Below are 19,350 nucleotides of genomic sequence, written 5' to 3' on the forward strand. Positions count from 1 at the left end.
CTGTTCCGTCATGGCACAGCATGCGCCGCCGGCGCGCGGGGCCCGCCTGGGGCGGGCGGCCGGCGCGAACGGCTCGGGGTCGACGGTCAGTGGTGTGGTGCTCCTGCTTCCCGGAGCGTCCAGATTCTCCCCCGGTCCACTGCGCCCCCTCGGGCGGGCGCTGGTCCGGGCGGGCGGGGCGGAGGGGCTGGTCGCGCACACCGTCATCCACGGCGGGGGATCCTCCCGCGAGGACCAGACGGGATGGGCGGCGGATGAGGCGGTGCGGCGGTACGGGGACGTGCCGGTGTGCCTGGCCGGCTACGGCGCGGGCGGCCTTGCCGCGCTGCGGGCGGCGGGCCACCACGCCGTCAACTCCGTGGTGTCGCTGGCCCCTTGCCTGGAGAATGCGGCGGCCGCGGCGGACTCGCCCGAACCGGTGAAACAGCTGTCGGGACGGCGGGTGCTGATCGTGCACGGCACGAACGACGCGCGCAGTGACCCAGAGGCATCGTTTCAGCTCGCGGCCCGGGCGAAGAAGGCCAACCGGTCGACCTGCCGCTTCGAGGTGCACTCGGACGGGCACGGGCTGCGCGAGCACCAGCCGGAAGTCGTCGCGCTGGTCGTGGACTTCGTACTGGGCTCGGTGTTCTCGGGACGGTACTCACGGCCGGTGACGGACGCGCTCGCCGCTCCCCCGCCGTTGGGCCTGCGGATGCCGCTGGCGTCGGGGTTCGGGCGATCGCTGCGCAGGTGACGGGCGGCTGCCGCGGGTAACGTGAGGAGTGGACTCGGGGCTTTCTCCTCCCGGAGGCGATCAAGCATGGCCGGACTGCAGAGCAAGAACTTCGACAAGCCGGACGAGACGCGTCCGTTCGAGGACGGCAAGGGCAGGCTGGACCTGTTCAACACCGAGGGCGGGGCCGTCGGGCGCGCCGTCTTCGAGCCTGGATGGCGCTGGTCGGAGCACATCAAGCCGCTGGCGGGTACGGACAGCTGCCAGTCCGCTCACACGGGGTACGTGGTGAGCGGGCGCATGAAGATCGTCATGGACGACGGGGAGAGCGGCGAGATCGGCCCCGGCGACTTCATCCAGATCGCACCCGGACACGACGCCTGGGTCCTGGGTGACGAGCCTTGTGTCGCGCTGGACTGGACCGGATACGTCGACTACGCGAAGCCTTCCGGCTGACGCGTCCGCCGCTACGGCCGACGGCCCCGATGTGCCCGACGTGCCCGACGGGCTACCGGTGGTCGCGCCGGTCCGTCCGTGCCCGCCGCTCCGCCCCCTCACGGTCGGATGGCACCGATGGATCCCGGCGCGACCACCACGGTGCGGGCACCCACACGGCGTGCCCCCTTCACGCCGTGCGGCCACTGTGCCTCTTCGGCATATGCCGATCGCCGCCGGGCAGGCGTCGTCTTACCGCCTTGCGGGAACACGAGGGGTTTACGAACAGTCGCAGACCGGGACGAATACGCGTATGCCAGCTGATCGAGCCGACGATCTCAGCCCCGCGGCCCGACGCCTGTATGCGTACGCGGTCGAACGCAACGCCTTCGACGCGGCCGAGGCCACCGAGGCCTTGGGCGTGCGCACGGCCGCCGCGATCACCGAGCTGGCCGCCGCGCACCTGCTCCAGCGGGCGCCGTGCGGCGGGCCCGACCGGTGGAGCGCGGTGGCGCCCCGTGCCGCGGCGGCCCGGGCGCTGGCCCCGCTGGCTCTGCTCGTGCGGGAGACCCACGACGAGATGGACCGGCTGCGGGGGCGGCTGGAGACGCTGGTGCCGGCGTACGAGGCGGGGACCGCGCACCGGGACCTGAGCGGTTCGGGGCGCCTGGAGCTGGTGACCGACCTCGGCGCGGTACGGGGACTGATCGCGGAGCTGGCCGCGGCGTGCGAGCGGGAGATGCTGACCTCGCAGCCCGGCGGGGGCCGGCCGCTGGAGACGCTGGAGGAGTCGATCGGACGGGACGAGTCGCTGCTGGCGCGCGGGGTCCGGATGCGCACGATCTACCAGCACACGGCGCGGTACTCGCGGCCGACGGCGGCGTACGTCGAGCGGGTGACGGCGCTGGGCGCGCAGGTACGGACCCTGGGCGACGGGCTGATGCGGATGCTGGTCTTCGACGACCACACGGGGCTGATGGGGGTACCGGACCGCAGCGGGGCGGCGCTGGTGGTGCGCGAGCCGAATGTCGTGCACTTCATGACGGCGGCCTTCGAGCGGTCCTGGGTGGGGGCGGAGCCCTTTCCGGTGACGGTGAGTCCGGAGGCGGCGCGGTCGGTCTCGGACGAGCTGCGGCAGACGATCGTACGGCTGCTGTCGGAGGGGCTGGAGGACAAGGCGATCGCGCGGCGGCTCGGCATGTCCGAGCGGACCTGCCAGCGGCACATCGCCGGGATCATGCGGGCCGTCGGCGCCAAGTCCCGCTTCCAGGCGGGGTACTTGCTGTCCGCGCAGCCGCCGCAGGCACCCGGCCGGCCGGTCAGGTGACGGTGCCGCGCCCGGCTCCTCGTCACGAATATTTGCGGGCGTCGAGGAGCCGTACGGCGGCGATCAGCCAGATCCGGACCGGGTTCAACAGTCCGGTCTACGTGTCGGGGTCGGACCGGCGCGAGCCGCGGACGGGGGCTCGCGGGCTCCCCGCACCCGGATCAACTGGTGGCCGACGGCCGGGTTCGCAGGGGAGGCTCACGCCTGCGCCTCCGCGCTCCCGCCCCCGCTCCCGCCCCCGCTTCCGCTTCCGTTCTCCGTGGCCCATTCGACCAGCTCGATGGGGACCCCGTTGGGGTCGGCGACCATGAACAGTCGCTCGCCCCACGACTCCTCGCGCGGCTCCAGGGTGATGGTGACCCCTTCGGCGCGCAGTCGCTCGTACTCCTTGCGCAGGTCACTCACGACGAACGCGAGGATCACCCCGTCCGCGTGCCGGTCGCGGAAGCCCTCGGGGAGCACTTCGAGACCCCGCCGGTGGAAGATCACGTTGGGTGCGTCGGGGTGGCGGAGGGAGGCGAAGCCGTCGGCGGCCATGGCCTCGGCGTAGCCGAAGTACCTGGTCAGGAATGAGGCGGAGGCGGGAACGTCGTCAACGGTCAGACATATGGCGGTGTCGGCGATCTGCACGGAACTCCTCGCTGAGGGGTGACTCTCGAGCTTTCTCTGTACGATGTACTCTATACGTCATACAGAGTTTTGGCGCACCATATTTCCGAAGGAATGGAGGAGCCGTGACGAAGAACCGCAGTGGGGGTGGGGACCCCGTCCGCACCCTGGAGCTGCTGTGGCGCGAGGCCGGCACCCCGGAGCCGTCGGCAGGGCGGCGCGGCCCCCGCCAAGGGCTGACCGTCGACGCGGTGGTCGGCGCGGCGGTCGAACTGGCCGACGCGGAAGGCCTGGACGCCCTGACCATGCGCGCCCTGGCCCAGCGGCTCGGGGTCACGCCGATGACCGTCTACACGTACGTCCCGGGCAAGGCCGAACTGTTCGACCTCATGCTGGACGAGGCGTACGGGCGGATGGAGCTGACGCCGTTCTGCCCGGACGAGCCGTGGCGGGACCGGGTCACCCGGGTCGCCGGGGACAACCGGGCCCTGCTGGTGCGCCACCCCTGGATCGCCGAAATGTCCGTCACCCGCCCGCCCCTGGGCCCCGGTGTGATCGGCAAGTACGAGCACGAGCTGGCGGCGTTCGAGGGCATCGGCCTGCCCGACGCCGAACGGGACGCCGCCCTCAGCCACCTGCTGGGCTTCGTCCACTCCAGCGCCCGGGCGGCCGCCGACGCGGCCGAGCTGAACGGCCGGCAGAGCGACGACGACTGGTGGGCCGAGGTCGGGCCGCTGCTCGCCCGGGTGATCGACGCCGAGCGGTATCCGCTCGCCGGGCGGGTGGGCGAGGCCGCCGGTGCCTACGACCCGGACGCCGTGTGGGCCTTCGGGCTCCAGTGCGTGCTGGAAGGGCTGGAGCGGTGGGCCGAGCTGCATGCGGGCGGGGCGGAGCCGCGGTAGGGCGGGGAAAGGCGGCCGGTGGGTCAGCGGTACCCGGTGATGTCCGCCGGGCGGCACGGTTCCTGGACCTCCACCGTGGCGCAGGACGCTAGACCGGCGGCTCCAGTTCGGGGATCAGGCGGCCGCGGCGGGAGAGCAGGAAGCGTTTGAACTCCGCGACCGGTGGGGTGTCGGGGTGGCCGTCGAGCCAGGCGAGGCCGATCTCGCGGACGGCGCGCGGGGCGGTGACCGTCAGCTCGACGACGCCCGGGCGGGCCACGGCCGGGGGTGGCAGGAGGGCCACGCCGAGGCCGGCGGCGACCAGGCCGCGCAGGGTCTCGGCCTCCTCGCCCTCGAAGGCCACGCGGGGGGTGAAGCCGGCCTCGGCGCACAGGTCGTCGGTGATGCGGCGCAGACCGTAGCCGGGCTCCAGGGTGACGAAGGTTTCCTCGGCGGCCTCGGCGAGGCGGATGCGCTTGCGGCCGGCGAGGCGGTGGTCGTCGGGGACGACGAGGCGCAGGCGCTGTTCGTCGAGGCGGCGGGCGACGAGGTCGGGGGCGTCGGGCAGGGGCGAGGTGAGGCAGAGGTCGAGCTCGCCCGCGCGCAGCCGCTCCAGCATCGCCTCGCCGTAGTTCTGGACGAGGGAGAAGCGCACGCGCGGGTGGTCGGCGCGGAAGGCACGGATGAGGCCGGGTACGGTCTCGGAGCCCAGGGTGTGCAGGAAGCCGAAGGCGACCTTGCCGGAGGCCGGGTCGGCGTCCTGCTGGACGGATTCGGCGGCGCGGGCGATCCCGTCCAGGGCCTGTTCGGTCGAGGCCAGGAAGGTGCGGCCCGCGGTGGTGAGGGCGACGGTGCGGCCCTTGCGGGCGAACAGCGTGACGCCCAGGTCCTGTTCGAGGCGGACCATGGCCCGCGACAGGGTGGACTGCGGGACGCCCAGTTCGTGGGCGGCCCGGGTGACGTGCTCGTGCCGGGCGACGGCCGCGAAGTACGCGAGGCGCGGGGCCAGCAAACGTGTCACCGACACGTCTTCTTCGTAACGGTTCATCGACATGCGCCGCCCTGAGCTGTACTGATGCGTGAGTGGATCGATTATCGCGAATCCGTGCATTGGACGCATGAAAAACACGGGCCTACCTTCGAGGTATGTCTCCCGCTCATACCGGGGCACCCGTCATCCCGGGTGCCTCCACCGCGTCGTTCCCGGCCCCCGAGACCACCACCCCTGAGGGCCGTGAGCCCGGCCGTCCCGGCTACCGCCGGATGACCCTCGCGCTGTTCGCCGCCGGCCTCGCCACCTTCGCCCTCCTCTACTCCACCCAGGCGCTGCTGCCCGCGATCTCCGACGGCTTCGGGGTGACGGCGGGTCAGGCCAGCTGGACGGTGTCCGCGGCCACGGGCGCGCTCGCGCTGTTCGTCCTGCCGCTCAGCGCGCTGTCCGAGCGGTTCGGGCGCACCCGGATGATGACCTGGTCGATGGCGGTGGCCGTGGGCGTCGGCCTGCTGGTGCCCTTCGCGCCGAACCTGGAGTGGCTGGTGGCGCTGCGCGCCGTCCAGGGCGCGGCGATCGCCGGGATCCCGGCTTCCGCGATGGCGTACCTGGCGGAGGAGGTCAAGCCGAAGGCCCTGGTCGGGGCGATCGGTCTGTTCGTCGCGGGCAATTCCATCGGCGGCATGAGCGGTCGCATGGTCACCGGCTGGGCGGCGCAGCTGGGCGGCTGGCGGGTTGGTCTGCTGGCCGTCGGGCTGATGTCGCTGGCCTGCGCGGCGGCGTTCCTGGTGCTGCTGCCCCGGGCGCGGTTCTTCCGTCCGGCGTCGCTGAACCCGCGCGCGGTGGGCCGTACGGTCGCCGGTCACCTGCGCGATCCGCTGCTGCTGCGGCTGTACGGGATCGGCGCGCTGTTCATGACCGTCTTCGGCGCCGTGTACACCGTCATCGGCTACCGCCTGGTGGACGAGCCGTTCTCGCTCGGGCAGGGCGTGATCGGGTCGATCTTCCTGATCTACCTGGTCGGTACGGTCTCCTCGGCCGCCGCCGGGCAGCTCGTGGCCCGCGCGGGCCGCCGGGGCGCGCTGTACCTGGCGGTGACCACCACGGCGCTGGGGCTGCTGCTGTCGCTGTCCGACTCCCTGGCCGCGGTCCTGACCGGCCTGGTCCTGATCACGGCGGGCTTCTTCGCCGGGCACGCGGTGGCTTCGGCCGCGGTGAGCCGGACCGCGAAGTCGGGCCGTGCGCAGGCCTCCGCGCTCTACCAGTCCGCGTACTACCTGGGCTCCAGCGCGGGCGGCACCCTGGGCGCGCTCGCCTACCACTCCGCAGGCTGGGCGGCCACGGTCGGCATCGCCCTGCTGGCCGTCCTCGGCGTCGTATCGATCACGCTGTACGGGTCCCACGCGGCCCGCGCGGAACGGCGGATGCCGACTCCGGCTGTGGCCGCGCGCTGAAGAACTCGCCGGGAACGGCGGGAAATACGTCCCCTTCTCATGCAACTCGCGCTGGTTTCCGGGCATTCAACAGGAGACGTATCCGCGAAGGGGAGGACCTGATGGGGATGCTGACGAAGCGCCTGCGCGCGGGGCGGCGGGCCGCCGCGGTGTTCGGCGGGGCGGTGGCGCTCGCGCTGCCGATGGTGGTGGCGGGCGGCGGAGCGGCCCGGGCCGCATCCTGCAACCTCGGCACCGGGCCGTACCAGCGGCAGGTGGAACAGTTCCTGGGGCGGCCGGTGGACGGCTGGCAGTCGGCGGCCGACTGCACGGCCATCAGGGCCTTCCAGGCGAGCCACGGCATAACCCCGACGCAGGGCTACGCCGGACCGCTGACCTGGCAGACGATGAGCACCATGCTGGCCCAGCGGGCGGCCGGCACCACACCCAACAGGGACGGTGCCTGCCCGGTGAACCGGGGGCGCATCGCCTGTGTCGACCTGACGCGGCAGCTCAGCTGGATCCAGGACGGCGCCGCCTTGAAGTACGGCCCCGTCCCGGTCCGTACGGGCAAGGACGGCACGGAGACCCGGACCGGCCTGAAGAAGATCTACTACCGGAGCATCGACCACTGGTCGACGATCTACGACGTGGCGATGCCGTACGCGCAGTTCTTCGACGGCGGCATCGCGTTCCACTCGACCACCAAGAGCATGTGGAACCCGCCGGGTTCGGGCGGCTGCGTGAACATGCGGCCCGCCGACGCCAAGGCGTACTGGAACCTGCTGGGGAACGGCGAGGACGTCTACGTCTACGGCCGCAAGCCCGGCACGTAGGGCCTGTCGGCCTGCGCCAGGGCGTCCAACCGCCGCAGGCTGGCGCGTCGTTGCACGAGGGACAGCCCGGCCACCGCCGCCCCGAGGGCCAGCCAGCCCGCCGGGCCCGCCGTCATCACCGCGCCGGTCAGCAGCAGTGGGCCGGCGGACTTCTGGACGGACTGGGCCATGCCGGCCACGCCGAGGTACGAGGCGCGCGCCTCCCGGGGCGCGAGGGAGACCGCCAGCTCCCAGGAGCTCACCGAGCGCATCAGCTCTGCCGCCGTGGCCAGGACCGCCGCGGCGAGCAGGGCCGCCGAGGCGGACCAGATCCCGCCGCCGGTGGCGGTGGCCAGGAGGACGCAGCACGCGAGCGTCGTCAGTCCGTACACGGCGACGGCTCCCGCCGCCTGGCGGGGGCCCTGGACCTTCGCCGACACGCGCAACTGCAGGACGACGACGAGCACGGTGTTGATGACCAGGAACGCCGGGACCAGGGCGTGCGGCGCCGCGGTGTGGTGCACCAGCCACAGCGGCAGGCCGACACCGAGGATCGAGTCGTCCAGGTTCATCGGGACGTCCAGCAGGGCGAACCGGAGGTAGCCGCGGTCCCGCCAGGGACTGCGCCCGGCCGCCCCGGCCGCCCCGGGCCCTGCTGCCTCCCCGCCCGCCGTCTGCGGAGCAACGTCGCCGGGCCGTGCGGCCACGAGCCCGCGGCCGCGCGGCTCGCGGGTGCGCCACACCAGGGCCGCGGCCACGAGGAACGACAGCGCGTTGGCCAGGATCAGCACCTGGTAGGCGCCCCGGGTCCCGACGGCGAGGCCGATCGCGGCGAGGCCCGCGCCGAGCGCGTACCCGGCGTTCGCCGAACTGCGCGACAGTGCCTGGTACGTGGAGCGCCGCTCGCCCGCGACCCGGGTGGCGAAGAGCATCTCCAGCGTCTTGGCCGCCCGGTCGCCCAGGTACGTGACGGCCACCACGAGCAGCAGCACGCCGAAGCGGGTGACCAGCAGCAGCGCGCAGAGGGTCCCGAGGCGGAGCAGGTGGCAGCCGATCAGCAGGGAGCGCACCGGGAAGCGGTCGGCGAGGTGGCCCGCCAGCGGTGATCCGGCGATGCCGGCCACTCCTGCCGCGCCCACCAGCAGGCCCAGCTGCCCGGCGTCGAGTCCGACCACGAAGGTGAAGTACAGGACCGAGGACGCGGCCCATACGCCCGTACCGGCGCGGTCCAGGAGCTGGGCGAGCAGCATGATCCGCGCGTCGCGGCCTCCCGGCGGTCGGCGCAGCTGCGCCAGCAGGCCGGGCTCCCCCCGTCGCGCCTTCCGGGTCTCCGTGCCGCGCCGCATTCCGGGCCTCCCCCTCCGCAGTCCACGCACCTCGAAGTGTCTCGATATCGAGATACATGACGGAAGCCTGCCCCACATCAATCTTGACGTCAAGATACTTGATGTCGATAGACATTCCGTCCTGCTGCGACTGTCAGACCCCTCCGGTAGTTTCCGAAGTACCGGGAACCACCAGGGGGATGAACGGACATGAGCGACCTCGCCACCAGCACCGACCTGGACACCGCGCTGGACCGCTACCGGGTCGAGCTGACGGGGTACTGCTACCGGATGCTCGGCTCGTCCTTCGACGCCGAGGACGCGGTGCAGGACACGTACATCCGTGCCTGGCGCAGCTTCGAGAAGTTCGAGGGGCGATCCTCGCTGCGGTCGTGGCTGTACCGGATCGCCACCAACGTCTGCCTGGACCTGCTGAGCGCGGGGAACAAGCGGGCCCGCCCGATGGACCTGTCCGCCCCCCAGCACCAGGCCTCCGCCGTGCTGAACGAACGGCCCGAAGTGACTTGGCTGGAGCCGGTGCCGGACGGGCGGGTCCTGCCGCAGACCGCCGACCCGGCGGAGATGGCCCTCGCCAGGGAATCCGTACGGCTGGCGTTCGTCGCGGCCCTCCAGCACCTGCCGGCCAAGCAGCGGGCGGTGCTGATCCTGCGTGAGGTACTGGCCTGGAAGGCGGACGAGGTCGCGACGCTCCTGGACACCACGGTGGCCTCGGTGAACAGCGCCCTGCAGCGGGCCCGGGCCACGCTGGCCGGCAGCCGGATCCGCGAGAGCGAGGCCGCCGACCCGCTGGACGCGGACCAGGCGAAGCTGCTGGAGCAGTACCTGACCGCCTTCGAGGCCTACGACATCTCGCGGCTCACCACGCTCCTGCACGAGGACGCGGTGCTGTCGATGCCGCCGTTCGACCTGTGGCTCCAGGGCCACGAGGACATCGCGGCCTGGCACCTGAACCAGGGCATCGGCTGCAAGGGCTCCCGCCTGATCCCGACCACGGCGAACGGCATGCCGGCCTTCGGACAGTACCGGCCGGCCGCCTCGGGGACGGGCCACACCCCGTGGGCGCTCCAGGTGCTGGAAATATCAGACGGCAAGATCGTCGGGCTCAACGCCTTCCTGGACACCGCCCGGTGGTTCCCGCTCTTCGGCCTCCCCGAGCAGCTCTGACAGGCCTACGAGGTCCAGAAGGGCGCGCAGGGCCGGCCCGGCCCCGGTGATCCGGAAGGGCCGGGCCCCGGCGGTCATCCGCAGCCGGGCCAACGCCTCGACGGTGCCGAGGCTCGGCGCGGTGACGGCCGCCGCCTCGCACACCACGGCGGACGCCCCGCTGTCGTACAGCAGGGCGAGCCGGGCACACAGCCGGGCCGTGTCCTGCGCGGTCGGAGTTGGCCCGGGCAGCACGAGTCGCATGATCTCCACGAGGGGATGACTCCGCCGTGGCCCGGAACTCATCGGCGCAGGCGAATCGCCTCAGGGGGTGGGGAAGGGGGACGTGTCGAGGTCGATGCCGAAGGGCGCGGGCAGCCGGAAGGTGTCGCCGAACTTGCCGGCCTGGAGCACTCGGTAGACCCCGTCACTGGGCTCTCCGTACAGCGTGACCGTCGGGCCGCCCCCGGCGAACGCATCGATGAGGAGGTACAGCGGAACACCAGCCTGCGCGTATCCGGCAACCTTCGCGATGCGGTCGTGCGATGCGTTCGAAGGTGATGTGATCTCGACAACGAGTTCCGCAGCGGCGGCGGGCACGTAGTACACGGACTCGGACTCGGAGAGGACCTCCGTCGGCATCACCAGAAGGTCCGGGATGAACATGCCTTTGCGGGACGGGACCGCCACACTCTGGGTCTGGTAGATGCCCCAATCGTCGGGGAGGACCGAGTAGAGCTTGCGCTGCACCTCTCCGGCGATGAGGTTGTGTTGGTTGGCAGGCGTGGGCGCCACGGTGATGATCCCCTCGATGATCTCCACCTTGCAGCCCTCCGGCCAGTCCATCTCCTCCCAGAGACGGACAAGCGCGTCCCAGCTGTCGCCACCACGTGACTCAGGCTGGACGGTGAGTGCGCTCATCGATTGCTCCTCAATCGGTTCGTCACCGATCCCAGCATGCCGAACGGGACCGGCGGGGGTCCACCGGTCCCGTTCACCCGAAAGGGAAGTCGCAGGTCAGGCGATGCGGTCCAGGACGATCGGCGTGGCGGAGAACGAGGTGCCCGCCGGGGCGATGTCGTGGGAGCCCTCCAGCGCCGCCAGGGCGTAGGCGAACTTCTCCGGGGTGTCCGTGTGCAGGGTCATCAGCGGCTGGCCCGCCGTCACCGTGTCGCCCGGCTTCGCGTGCAGCTCGATGCCCGCGCCCGCCTGCACCGGGTCCTCCTTGCGGGCGCGGCCCGCGCCGAGGCGCCAGGCGCCGACGCCCACCGCGTACGCGTCGAGGCGGGTCAGGACGCCCGAGGCAGGGGCCGTCACCACGTGCTGCTCGCGCGCGACCGGCAGCGCCGCGTCCGGGTCGCCGCCCTGGGCCGCGATCATCCGGCGCCAGTGGTCCATCGCGGAGCCGTCGGCCAGGGCCTTCGCCGGGTCGGCGTCCTTGATGCCCGCCGCGTCCAGCATCTCCTTGGCCAGCGCGATGGTCAGCTCGACCACGTCGGCGGGGCCGCCGCCCGCCAGGACCTCCACCGACTCGCGGACCTCCAGCGCGTTTCCGGCGGTCAGGCCCAGCGGCGTGGACATGTCCGTCAGGAGGGCGACGGTCTTGACGCCCGAGTCGGTGCCGAGGCCCACCATGGTCCGCGCCAGCTCGCGCGCGTCCTCGATGTTCTTCATGAAGGCGCCGCTGCCGACCTTGACGTCCAGGACGAGCGAGCCCGTACCCTCGGCGATCTTCTTCGACATGATCGAGGAGGCGATCAGCGGGATGGCCTCGACCGTGCCCGTCACGTCGCGCAGGGCGTAGAGCTTCTTGTCCGCCGGGGCCAGGCCGTCGCCCGCCGCGCAGATGACCGCACCGGTGGTGTCCAGGACGTGCAGCATCTCCTCGTTGGAGAGCAGCGCGCGCCAGCCGGGGATGGACTCCAGCTTGTCGAGGGTGCCGCCGGTGTGGCCGAGCCCGCGGCCCGACAGCTGCGGAACGGCCGCGCCGCAGGCGGCGACGAGCGGGGCCAGCGGAAGCGTGATCTTGTCGCCGACGCCGCCCGTGGAGTGCTTGTCGGCGGTCGGGCGGGAGAGGGAGTCGAAGTTCATGCGCTCACCGGACGCGATCATCGCGGCGGTCCAGCGGGCGATCTCGGCCCGGTTCATCCCGTTCAGGAGGATGGCCATCGCCAGCGCCGACATCTGCTCGTCGGCGACGACACCGCGCGTGTACGCGTCGATGACCCAGTCGATCTGCTCGGGGCTCAGCTCACCGCGGTCCCGCTTGGTCCGGATGACGGAGATGACGTCCATGAGGTGCTTCCTTCTACGCGCATAGAGAGAGGGGTTCGGGGAAGTACGACGGCCCTTCGCCCCGCGGGGCGAAGGGCCGTCGACACGGCTATCTCAAGTGGTCGGGCCCGAAGGCCTGGGGCAGCATCTCCGCGAGCGGGACGACCCCCTTCGGGGTCTCCACCAGCAGTTCCGGTCCGCCGAATTCGAACAGTAGCTGGCGGCAGCGGCCGCACGGGACGAGGATCTCACCCCGGCCGTCGACGCAGGTGAAGTGCGTCAGCCGGCCTCCGCCCGTGGCCTGCAGGGAGGAGACCAGGCCGCACTCGGCGCACAGGCCGAGCCCGTAGCTCGCGTTCTCCACGTTGCAGCCGACGATCGTGCGGCCGTCGTCGACGAGCGCGGCGACACCGACCGGGAAGCCCGAGTACGGGGCGTACGCCCGGGACATCGCGTCCCGGGCCGCCTCGCGCAGGGCTTCCCAGTCGACGGCGGGCACCGCCGTCACTTGCCCTGGCCCTTGCGGTACGGCAGGCCGTCCGCCTTCGGCATGCGCAGGCGCTGCGCGGAGAGCGCGAGCACGAGCAGCGTCGTCAGGTACGGGGCCGCGTCCACGAACTGGCTCGGCACCGAGTCGGTCGTCGCGTACCAGAGGAACAGCAGCGCGGCGCAGACCGCCGAGACACCGGCCTGGACGTACTTCTTCTTGTACAGCTGCCAGGCACCGACGAGCAGCAGCAGGATCGCGATCAGCAGCAGCATCGCGTGGACGTTCTCGGCGCCACCGCGCAGCTTGAGGCTGTCGATGAAGCCGAACAGGCCCGCACCGAGCGCCATGCCGCCCGGCATCCAGTTACCGAAGATCATCGCGGCGAGACCGATGTAACCGCGGCCGCCGGTCTGGCCCTCCTGGTAGATGGGGCTGGCGACGATCGACAGGAACGCGCCGCCGAGGCCCGCGAGCCCGCCGGAGACGATCACGGCGATGTACTTGTACTTGTAGACGTTGACGCCGAGGGACTCGGCGGCGACCGGGTTCTCACCGCAGGAGCGCAGCCGCAGGCCGAAGGTCGTGCGCCACAGGACCCACCAGGTGCCCGGGATCATCAGCAGCGCGACGACGGTCAGCAGCGACAGCTCGGTGACCAGGCCGCCGATGACGCCGGCGAGGTCCGAGACGAAGAACCAGTGCTTGCCCTGCAGATCGGCCATCCAGTCCGAAAGCCCTGGCACGGTGATCTTGTAGATCGGCTCGACCTGCGGGGACTGCTTGGAGGAGCCGCCCGGGGCGTCGGCGAAGGTGAAGTTCGACAGGTACTGGGTGAAGCCCAGCGCCAGGATGTTGATGGCCACACCGGAAACGATGTGGTTGACGTTGAAGGTGACCGTGATGATCGCGTGCAGCAGACCGCCGATGGCGCCGCCGATGACACCGGCGAGGACACCGGTCCACGGGCCCCACTGGAAGCCGGCCCAGGCACCGAACCAGGTGCCGAGGATCATCATGCCTTCGAGGCCGATGTTGACGACGCCCGAGCGCTCGGCCCACAGGCCACCGAGGCCGGCGAGGCCGATCGGCACCGCGAGGGAGAGGGCGCCGGAGACCTGGCCGGCGGAGGTCAGGTCGTTGGCCCCGCTGATCACGCGGACCAGCGAGAGCAGCGCGAGACCGCCCGCGATGATCAGCATGATCCAGGGCAGGGTGAGCTTCTTGCGGCCGCCCGACTTCTTCGGTGCGGCGGCCGTCGCGGAGACAGTGCTGGTGCTCACGCCGCGACCTCCTTATCGGTCTTGATGGCGTGGCCCGCGGCCAGTTCCTCGCCGACCTTCTGCTGCTGGCGGCGGATGCCGTAACGGCGGATGAGCTCGTACGAGACCACGACCGCGAGCACGATCAGGCCCTTCATGATCGTGCCGATCTCCTTCGCGTACCCGGCCTGGTCGAGCGAGGCGGAGGCCTTGTCGATGAAGGCCATCAGGAACGCGGCGAAGAAGATGCCGACCGGGTTGTTGCGGCCGAGCAGCGCGATGGTGATGCCGGTGAAGCCGACACCGGTCGGGAAGGCCAGGTTGTAGGTGTGCGTCTCGCCGAGCAGCTGCGGCATGCCGGCCAGACCGGCGACCGCGCCGGAGATGAGCATCGCGGTGATGATCATCTTCTTGGCGTCCACGCCGGAGGCCTGGGCGGCGGTCTCGCTGGCGCCGGTGGCGCGCAGGTCGAAGCCGAAGCGGGTCCGGTTGAGCGCGAACCAGTAGACGATGCCGAGGGCGAAGGCCACGAAGGTGAAGCCGTAGATCTCCAGGCCGTCACCGATCGACAGGGCCGGGAACCAGCCGGACTCGGCGATGTCGCCGGTCGTCAGGTCGTTGGAGCCCTCCAGCTGGACACCGAGGTTCTTCGTCAGCATCAGCCAGGCGATCAGGCTGGTCGCGATGGCGTTCAGCATGATCGTGGAGACGACCTCGCTGACGCCGCGCTTGGCCTTGAGGACACCGGCGATGCCCGACCAGAAGGCACCGACGAGCATCGCCACGAGGATGATCAGCAGCAGGTGCAGCGGGCCCGGCAGGGTCACGGCCGCACCGACCACGGCGGAGAGCATCGCCGCGAGGCGGTACTGACCGTCGACGCCGATGTTGAAGAGATTCATCCGGAAACCGATGGCCACGGCCATGGCCGCCAGGTAGTACGTACCGGCCTGGTTCACGATGAGGACCTGGACGTCCTCGTAGCCGGCGTTCTCCACCATCAGACGCAGCGGCTCGATCGGGTCGATGCCCGTCGCGGCCAGCACGATCATGGTCAGCAGGAAGGCGCTGACCAGCGCCAGCACCGGCCCGGCGATGCCGAGGATCAGCCGGTCCTTGTCGAATTTCTTCATCGGGCCTCGTCCTCCGGGGCATCGGTACCGGCCTCGGTACCGGTGGCGGAGTGGTTGTCGGTTGCTTCCAGGTGCCCGGAAGCGGCGCCCGTCATGGCGGTGCCGAGCTCCTCCGGGGTGATGGTCGCGGGGTCGGCGTCCGCCACCAGGCGGCCGCGGTACATGACGCGCAGCGTGTCGGACAGGCCGATGAGCTCGTCGAGGTCGGCGGAGATCAGGAGGACGGCCAGGCCCTCGCGGCGGGCGTCGCGGATCGCGTCCCAGATCTGCGCCTGCGCACCGACGTCCACGCCACGGGTGGGGTGGGCGGCGATGAGGAACTTGGGGTTGTGGCTCATCTCGCGGCCGACGATCAGCTTCTGCTGGTTGCCGCCGGAGAGCGAGGCCGCGGTGACCTCGATGCCGGGGGTGCGCACGTCGTACTCGCGCACGATCCGCTCGGTGTCCTTGCGGGCCGCCTTCAGGTCGAGGATGCCGCGCTTGGAGTTGGGCGCCTCGGTGACGTGGCCGAGGATGCGGTTCTCCCACAGCGGGGACTCCAGCAGCAGGCCGTGCCGGTGGCGGTCCTCGGGGATGTAGCCGATGCCGCCCGTGCGGCGCTCGCGCACCGGGGCCTTGGTGATGTCCCGGCCGTCCAGCGTGATCACGCCCGCGTCCGCGGAGTTCATGCCCATGAGGGCTTCGATCAGCTCGGTCTGGCCGTTGCCCTCGACACCGGCGATGCCGAGGATCTCGCCCTTGTGGATGGTGAAGCTGACGTCGTCCAGCAGGAGGCGGCCGGCCTCGACGTGCTCGTAGAGGGCCGAGTCCGCCGGTTCCTGGCGCACCAGGATCTCCGGCTCGGCGACGACGGCGTCGCCCGCGGCGAGCGTCAGGCCCGCCACCTTCAGCATCGGAACGTCCGTCACCGTCGACTCGCGGGTCTCCGGCGAGGGCAGCTCCGCGCCGACCATCAGCTCGGCGAGCTGCTTGGTGGTGGCGGTCTTCGGGTCGGCGGTGCCGACCGTGGTGCCGCGGCGGATGACGGTGATGTCGTCGGCGACCTTCAGCACCTCGCCCAGCTTGTGCGAGATGAAGATGACGGTCAGGCCTTCGGCCTTGAGCTCGCGCAGGTTGTCGAAGAGCGCGTCCACTTCCTGCGGCACGAGCACGGCGGTCGGCTCGTCGAGGATGAGGATCTTGGCACCGCGGTAGAGGACCTTGAGGATCTCCACGCGCTGGCGGTCGGCGACACCGAGGTCCTCGACCAGGGCGTCGGGACGCACGCCGAGGCCGTACGCGTCCGAGATCTCCTTGATCTTCCTGCGGGCCTTGGCACCGATGCCGTAGAGCTTCTCGCCGCCGAGAACCACGTTCTCCAGGACCGTGAGGTTGTCGGCGAGCATGAAGTGCTGGTGCACCATGCCGATACCGCGGGCGATGGCGTCGCCGGGGCTGTGGAAGGAGACCTGCTCCCCGTCGACGGCGATGGTGCCCTCGTCCGGCTTCTGCATGCCGTAGAGGATCTTCATCAGGGTCGACTTGCCGGCGCCGTTCTCGCCGATCAAGGCATGGACCGTGCCCTTGCGGACGGTGATCGCGATGTCCTTGTTGGCGACGACGCCGGGGAAGCGCTTGGTGATGCCGTGCAGTTCTACGGCGGGGGGCGGGCTGGACGCGTTGATGACGCACTCTCCTTGGCGCGGAAGGAGCGGAGGCAGGCAGGGGGACAGGGCGGGGAGAGAAAGTATCGCGTCCACGATGCTTCTACGCGCGTAGCACTGTCGGATGTGAAAACTTGAGACCAACTGGCCACAAGCAACACGAACTCTGTTGTGCAGAACGTAGCTCGGGGCCCGGGAGCGGCAAACACCGCTCCCCGGACCCCGAGACCACGACTACATGTCAGGAACGGCCTTACGGCGCGGTCTTGACGGTGATCTTCTTGGCGATGATATCGGCCTTGGCCTTCTCCACCGCGGCGGTGACGTCAGTCATCTTCTTGTACTCGGGGTTGGAGTCGGCCAGGCCGACGCCGTCCTTGTCGAGGCCGTAACGGATCTCACCGGTCTGCGGCTTGCCGTCCTGGACCGACTTGATCACGTTGAAGACCGAGTCCGACACGTCCTTGGTGACCGAGGTCAGGATGTGCTCCTTGTACTTCGCCAGACCGGCCTGGTTGTACTGGTCGGAGTCGACGCCGATGGCCCACTTGCCCTTGCCGGCGGTGGCCTCGATGGCACCCGAGCCGGCGAGACCGGCGGCGGCGTAGATCACGTCGGCGCCGGCGTCGAGCTGGCCCTGCGCGGCGGCCTTACCGAGGTCGGGCTTGGAGAAGCCGTCGAAGTTCGGCGGCTGGGTCAGGTACTGGCTGAGCACCTTGGCGTTCGGGTTGGTGTCCTTGACGCCCTGGGTGAAGCCCGCCTCGAACTTCTTGATCAGCGGAACCTCGACACCGCCGATGAAGCCGACCGTGCCGGTCTTGGACGCCTTGGCGGCGGCGACGCCGGCCAGGTAGGAGCCCTGCTCCTCGTTGAAGACCAGGTTGGCGATGTTCTCGCCGGTGACCGAGGTGTCGTCGATGATGCCGAACGTGGTCTTCGGGAACTTCGGCGCGACCTTCTTTATGGCCGGGGCGTACGAGAAGCCGACGCCGATGACCGGGTTGTTGCCCTTGCGGGCGAGCTCGGTGAGGCGCTGGACCTTGTCGGCCTCACCCTCGCCGTCGGTCGGCTCCGCCTCGGCGGTCTTGATCTTGAGGTCGTTCTTGGCCTTCTCGAGACCCGCGAAGGCGGCGTCGTTGAACGACTGGTCGCCGCGGCCACCGATGTCGTACGCGATGGCGGCACTGGCAGCGGCGCCCGCCGACGGGGAAGAGCTGGTGTCCGACGACTTCTTTCCGCCACAGGCGGTGGCCGAGAGGGCCAGCGCCGCGGACGCGATGCCCACGGTGGCGATCCTGGTGATCCGGCGCAAGGGGAGGCTCCTTCAAAACCTGACCGAAGCGCCACGACCGGCGCTGGTTTCGCGGCGATCGTAACGCGCGTAGATGTCAGTTAAAGGCCCGTTCATGAGTCGTTATCGGATCGTCGCGAACCGGACAGTGACCGATCAGTAACTGGTCCTGCACCCAGCCCTTGTGTACCAAGGGCTGGACACCTCCGACGGGCGACGCGCGAATGTTGTACCGATCTTCAGCCGATCGGCCTCGCCCGGCGCCCGTCGAGCAGCGCCGCGGCCGTGAAGAACTCCACGCCGACGGCGATCGCGGACTCGTCCACGTCGAAGTCGCCCCGGTGCAGATCGTGCTTCGCGGTGTCACCGGGCGTGCGCACTCCGAGGCGGGCCATGGCGCCAGGGACGTGCTCCAGGTACCAGGAGAAGTCCTCGCCGCCCAGGCTCTGCTCGGTGTCCTCGACCGACCCGGCGCCGCGCCGGACCGACATCGCCTCGCGGAGCAGTTCGGTGACCACCGGGTCGTTGACCACCGGCGGCACCCCGCGGACGTGGTTGATGTCGAACTTGGCACCGTGCATGGTCGCGACCTCGTCGATCGCCGAGTGGATCATGTCCGGGGCGTCGTGCCAGGCGTTCAGGTCCAGGCACCGTACGGTTCCGGACAGCTCGGCGTGCATGGGGATGACGTTGCAGGCGTGCCCGGCCTCGATCCGGCCCCAGGTCACCGACATGCCCGAGCGGGCGTCCATCCGGCGGGTCAGCAGGGCCGGGACGTCCACGGCCACCCGGGCCGCGGCCGTCACCAGGTCGGTGGTCAGGTGCGGGCGCGCGGTGTGCCCGCCGGAGCCGGACAGGCTGATCTCCAGCCGGTCGCAGGCCGATGTGATGGGCCCGGGCCGCAGCCCGATCCGCCCGGCGTCCACCCGCGGATCGCAGTGCACGGCGATCATCTTGCCCACGCCGTCCAGGACGCCTGCGTCGATGGCCTCGGTGGCGCCTCCCGGGAGCACTTCCTCGGCGGGCTGGAAGAGCAGCCGCACGGGGCGGGGCAGCAGACCCTGGCGGTCGAGCTCGGCGAGCACCAGTCCGGCGCCGAGGACGACGGTGGTGTGCACGTCGTGGCCGCAGGCGTGGGCGCGGTCGGGGTAGATCGAGCGGTACGAGACGTGCGTCTTGGCATCCGGAATGGGCAGGGCGTCGATGTCCGCGCGCATGGCCAGCATCGGCCGCCCCCGGTCCCAGGTCCCGATGTCACAGACCAGGCCCGTGCCGCACGCCAGCACGCGTGGTCGGAGGCCGGCTTTTTCGAGCCGGGCCTTGATCGCCGCCGTGGTGCGGAATTCCTGGTGTCCGAGCTCCGGGTGCATGTGCAAGTCCCGGCGGAAGGCGATCAGTTCGGCACGCAGGTGGTCCGGAAGCTTGCCTGGCAGCTCAGGCCGCTCGGACACGGAGGGCTGGTCGGTCTGGGACTCGCGGGACATCAACTGGGTCACCTGTTGAAGGGTAGGCGCACCCGTGGGTCAACTGGCCGGGGATCACGAAAAGTTCATGCCGTTAGGGGA

At 70.8% G+C, this 19,350-nt stretch carries 19 protein-coding genes; 7 read left to right on the forward strand and 12 right to left on the reverse strand.

Translation table 11 applies throughout. The features are described from left to right. Positions 1-10 precede the first annotated feature (10 nt). The 3 genes from ACFYOB_RS22645 (at position 11) to ACFYOB_RS22655 (ending at position 2,477) form a co-directional block, all read left to right on the forward strand. A complete protein-coding gene (locus ACFYOB_RS22645; protein WP_388562132.1) occupies positions 11-736 on the forward strand; it encodes an alpha/beta hydrolase in 726 nt (241 codons plus the stop codon). A 66-nt stretch (positions 737-802) separates the two neighbouring features. Continuing rightward, positions 803-1,171, forward strand: coding sequence for a cupin domain-containing protein (locus ACFYOB_RS22650; RefSeq protein WP_388562134.1), 369 nt, complete (start codon positions 803-805; stop codon positions 1,169-1,171). A gap of 292 nt (positions 1,172-1,463) precedes the next feature. Further along, complete coding sequence (locus tag ACFYOB_RS22655; RefSeq protein ID WP_388562136.1) at positions 1,464-2,477, forward strand: LuxR C-terminal-related transcriptional regulator; 1,014 nt, start codon at positions 1,464-1,466, stop codon at positions 2,475-2,477. A 198-nt stretch (positions 2,478-2,675) separates the two neighbouring features. Here ACFYOB_RS22655 and ACFYOB_RS22660 read toward each other — a convergent pair whose 3' ends face one another. Further along, positions 2,676-3,107 carry a VOC family protein gene (locus ACFYOB_RS22660; protein ID WP_388562138.1) on the reverse strand — a complete coding sequence of 144 codons (432 nt, stop codon included), beginning with the start codon at positions 3,105-3,107 and terminating at the stop codon, positions 2,676-2,678. A 104-nt stretch (positions 3,108-3,211) separates the two neighbouring features. On the opposite strand from ACFYOB_RS22660, the gene ACFYOB_RS22665 reads away from it, so the two are divergent. Beyond that, a complete protein-coding gene (locus tag ACFYOB_RS22665; protein WP_388562140.1) occupies positions 3,212-3,988 on the forward strand; it encodes a TetR/AcrR family transcriptional regulator in 777 nt (258 codons plus the stop codon). Positions 3,989-4,076: 88 nt separating this feature from the next. Here ACFYOB_RS22665 and ACFYOB_RS22670 read toward each other — a convergent pair whose 3' ends face one another. Next, on the reverse strand, positions 4,077-5,015 hold the full coding sequence (locus ACFYOB_RS22670; RefSeq protein ID WP_328930391.1) for a LysR family transcriptional regulator: 939 nt from the start codon (positions 5,013-5,015) through the stop codon (positions 4,077-4,079). A 98-nt stretch (positions 5,016-5,113) separates the two neighbouring features. On the opposite strand from ACFYOB_RS22670, the gene ACFYOB_RS22675 reads away from it, so the two are divergent. Continuing rightward, positions 5,114-6,412, forward strand: a complete 1,299-nt coding sequence (locus tag ACFYOB_RS22675) for an MFS transporter (RefSeq protein ID WP_388562142.1) — start codon at positions 5,114-5,116, stop codon at positions 6,410-6,412. A gap of 182 nt (positions 6,413-6,594) precedes the next feature. Next, positions 6,595-7,227 carry a L,D-transpeptidase family protein gene (locus tag ACFYOB_RS22680; protein ID WP_388562451.1) on the forward strand — a complete coding sequence of 211 codons (633 nt, stop codon included), beginning with the start codon at positions 6,595-6,597 and terminating at the stop codon, positions 7,225-7,227. Here the strand turns inward: ACFYOB_RS22680 and ACFYOB_RS22685 are convergent. After that, complete coding sequence (locus tag ACFYOB_RS22685) at positions 7,203-8,552, reverse strand: MFS transporter (RefSeq protein WP_388562144.1); 1,350 nt, start codon at positions 8,550-8,552, stop codon at positions 7,203-7,205. The two genes, ACFYOB_RS22680 and ACFYOB_RS22685, sit on opposite strands and share 25 nt — an antisense overlap. Before the next feature lie 189 nt (positions 8,553-8,741). Here ACFYOB_RS22685 and ACFYOB_RS22690 point away from each other — a divergent pair, with 189 nt between their 5' ends. Then, positions 8,742-9,716, forward strand: coding sequence for a sigma-70 family RNA polymerase sigma factor (locus tag ACFYOB_RS22690; RefSeq protein WP_388562146.1), 975 nt, complete (start codon positions 8,742-8,744; stop codon positions 9,714-9,716). On the opposite strand, the gene ACFYOB_RS22695 is transcribed toward ACFYOB_RS22690, so the two are convergent. From ACFYOB_RS22695 to ACFYOB_RS22735, 9 genes are all read right to left on the reverse strand, one after another. Then, complete coding sequence (locus ACFYOB_RS22695; protein ID WP_388562453.1) at positions 9,633-9,959, reverse strand: STAS domain-containing protein; 327 nt, start codon at positions 9,957-9,959, stop codon at positions 9,633-9,635. The two genes, ACFYOB_RS22690 and ACFYOB_RS22695, sit on opposite strands and share 84 nt — an antisense overlap. A 60-nt stretch (positions 9,960-10,019) precedes the next feature. Next, a complete protein-coding gene (locus ACFYOB_RS22700) occupies positions 10,020-10,616 on the reverse strand; it encodes a Uma2 family endonuclease (protein ID WP_388562148.1) in 597 nt (198 codons plus the stop codon). A 96-nt stretch (positions 10,617-10,712) separates the two neighbouring features. Continuing rightward, positions 10,713-11,990 (reverse strand): thymidine phosphorylase, encoded by a 1,278-nt coding sequence (locus tag ACFYOB_RS22705; RefSeq protein WP_388562150.1) that lies wholly within the window; start codon positions 11,988-11,990, stop codon positions 10,713-10,715. A gap of 88 nt (positions 11,991-12,078) precedes the next feature. Beyond that, positions 12,079-12,477, reverse strand: a complete 399-nt coding sequence (locus tag ACFYOB_RS22710) for a cytidine deaminase (RefSeq protein ID WP_388562152.1) — start codon at positions 12,475-12,477, stop codon at positions 12,079-12,081. Beyond that, positions 12,474-13,739, reverse strand: a complete 1,266-nt coding sequence (locus tag ACFYOB_RS22715) for an ABC transporter permease (protein WP_388562154.1) — start codon at positions 13,737-13,739, stop codon at positions 12,474-12,476. The genes ACFYOB_RS22710 and ACFYOB_RS22715 overlap by 4 nt, the downstream gene beginning before the upstream one ends. Next, entirely contained in the window at positions 13,736-14,851 is a 1,116-nt protein-coding gene (locus tag ACFYOB_RS22720; RefSeq protein ID WP_388562156.1) for an ABC transporter permease, read from the reverse strand. Before ACFYOB_RS22720 ends, ACFYOB_RS22715 begins: the two co-directional genes overlap by 4 nt. After that, positions 14,848-16,590: an ABC transporter ATP-binding protein gene (locus tag ACFYOB_RS22725; RefSeq protein ID WP_388562158.1), complete on the reverse strand. Its 1,743-nt coding sequence runs from the start codon at positions 16,588-16,590 to the stop codon at positions 14,848-14,850. Before ACFYOB_RS22725 ends, ACFYOB_RS22720 begins: the two co-directional genes overlap by 4 nt. Before the next feature lie 157 nt (positions 16,591-16,747). After that, on the reverse strand, positions 16,748-17,806 hold the full coding sequence (locus ACFYOB_RS22730; RefSeq protein ID WP_388562160.1) for a BMP family protein: 1,059 nt from the start codon (positions 17,804-17,806) through the stop codon (positions 16,748-16,750). Positions 17,807-18,024: 218 nt separating this feature from the next. Beyond that, on the reverse strand, positions 18,025-19,269 hold the full coding sequence (locus ACFYOB_RS22735) for an amidohydrolase (protein WP_388562455.1): 1,245 nt from the start codon (positions 19,267-19,269) through the stop codon (positions 18,025-18,027). Between the last annotated feature and the right edge of the window lie 81 nt (positions 19,270-19,350).

It is taken from the genome of Streptomyces sp. NPDC006463, assembly GCF_042870715.1.
GTDB lineage: Bacteria > Actinomycetota > Actinomycetes > Streptomycetales > Streptomycetaceae > Streptomyces.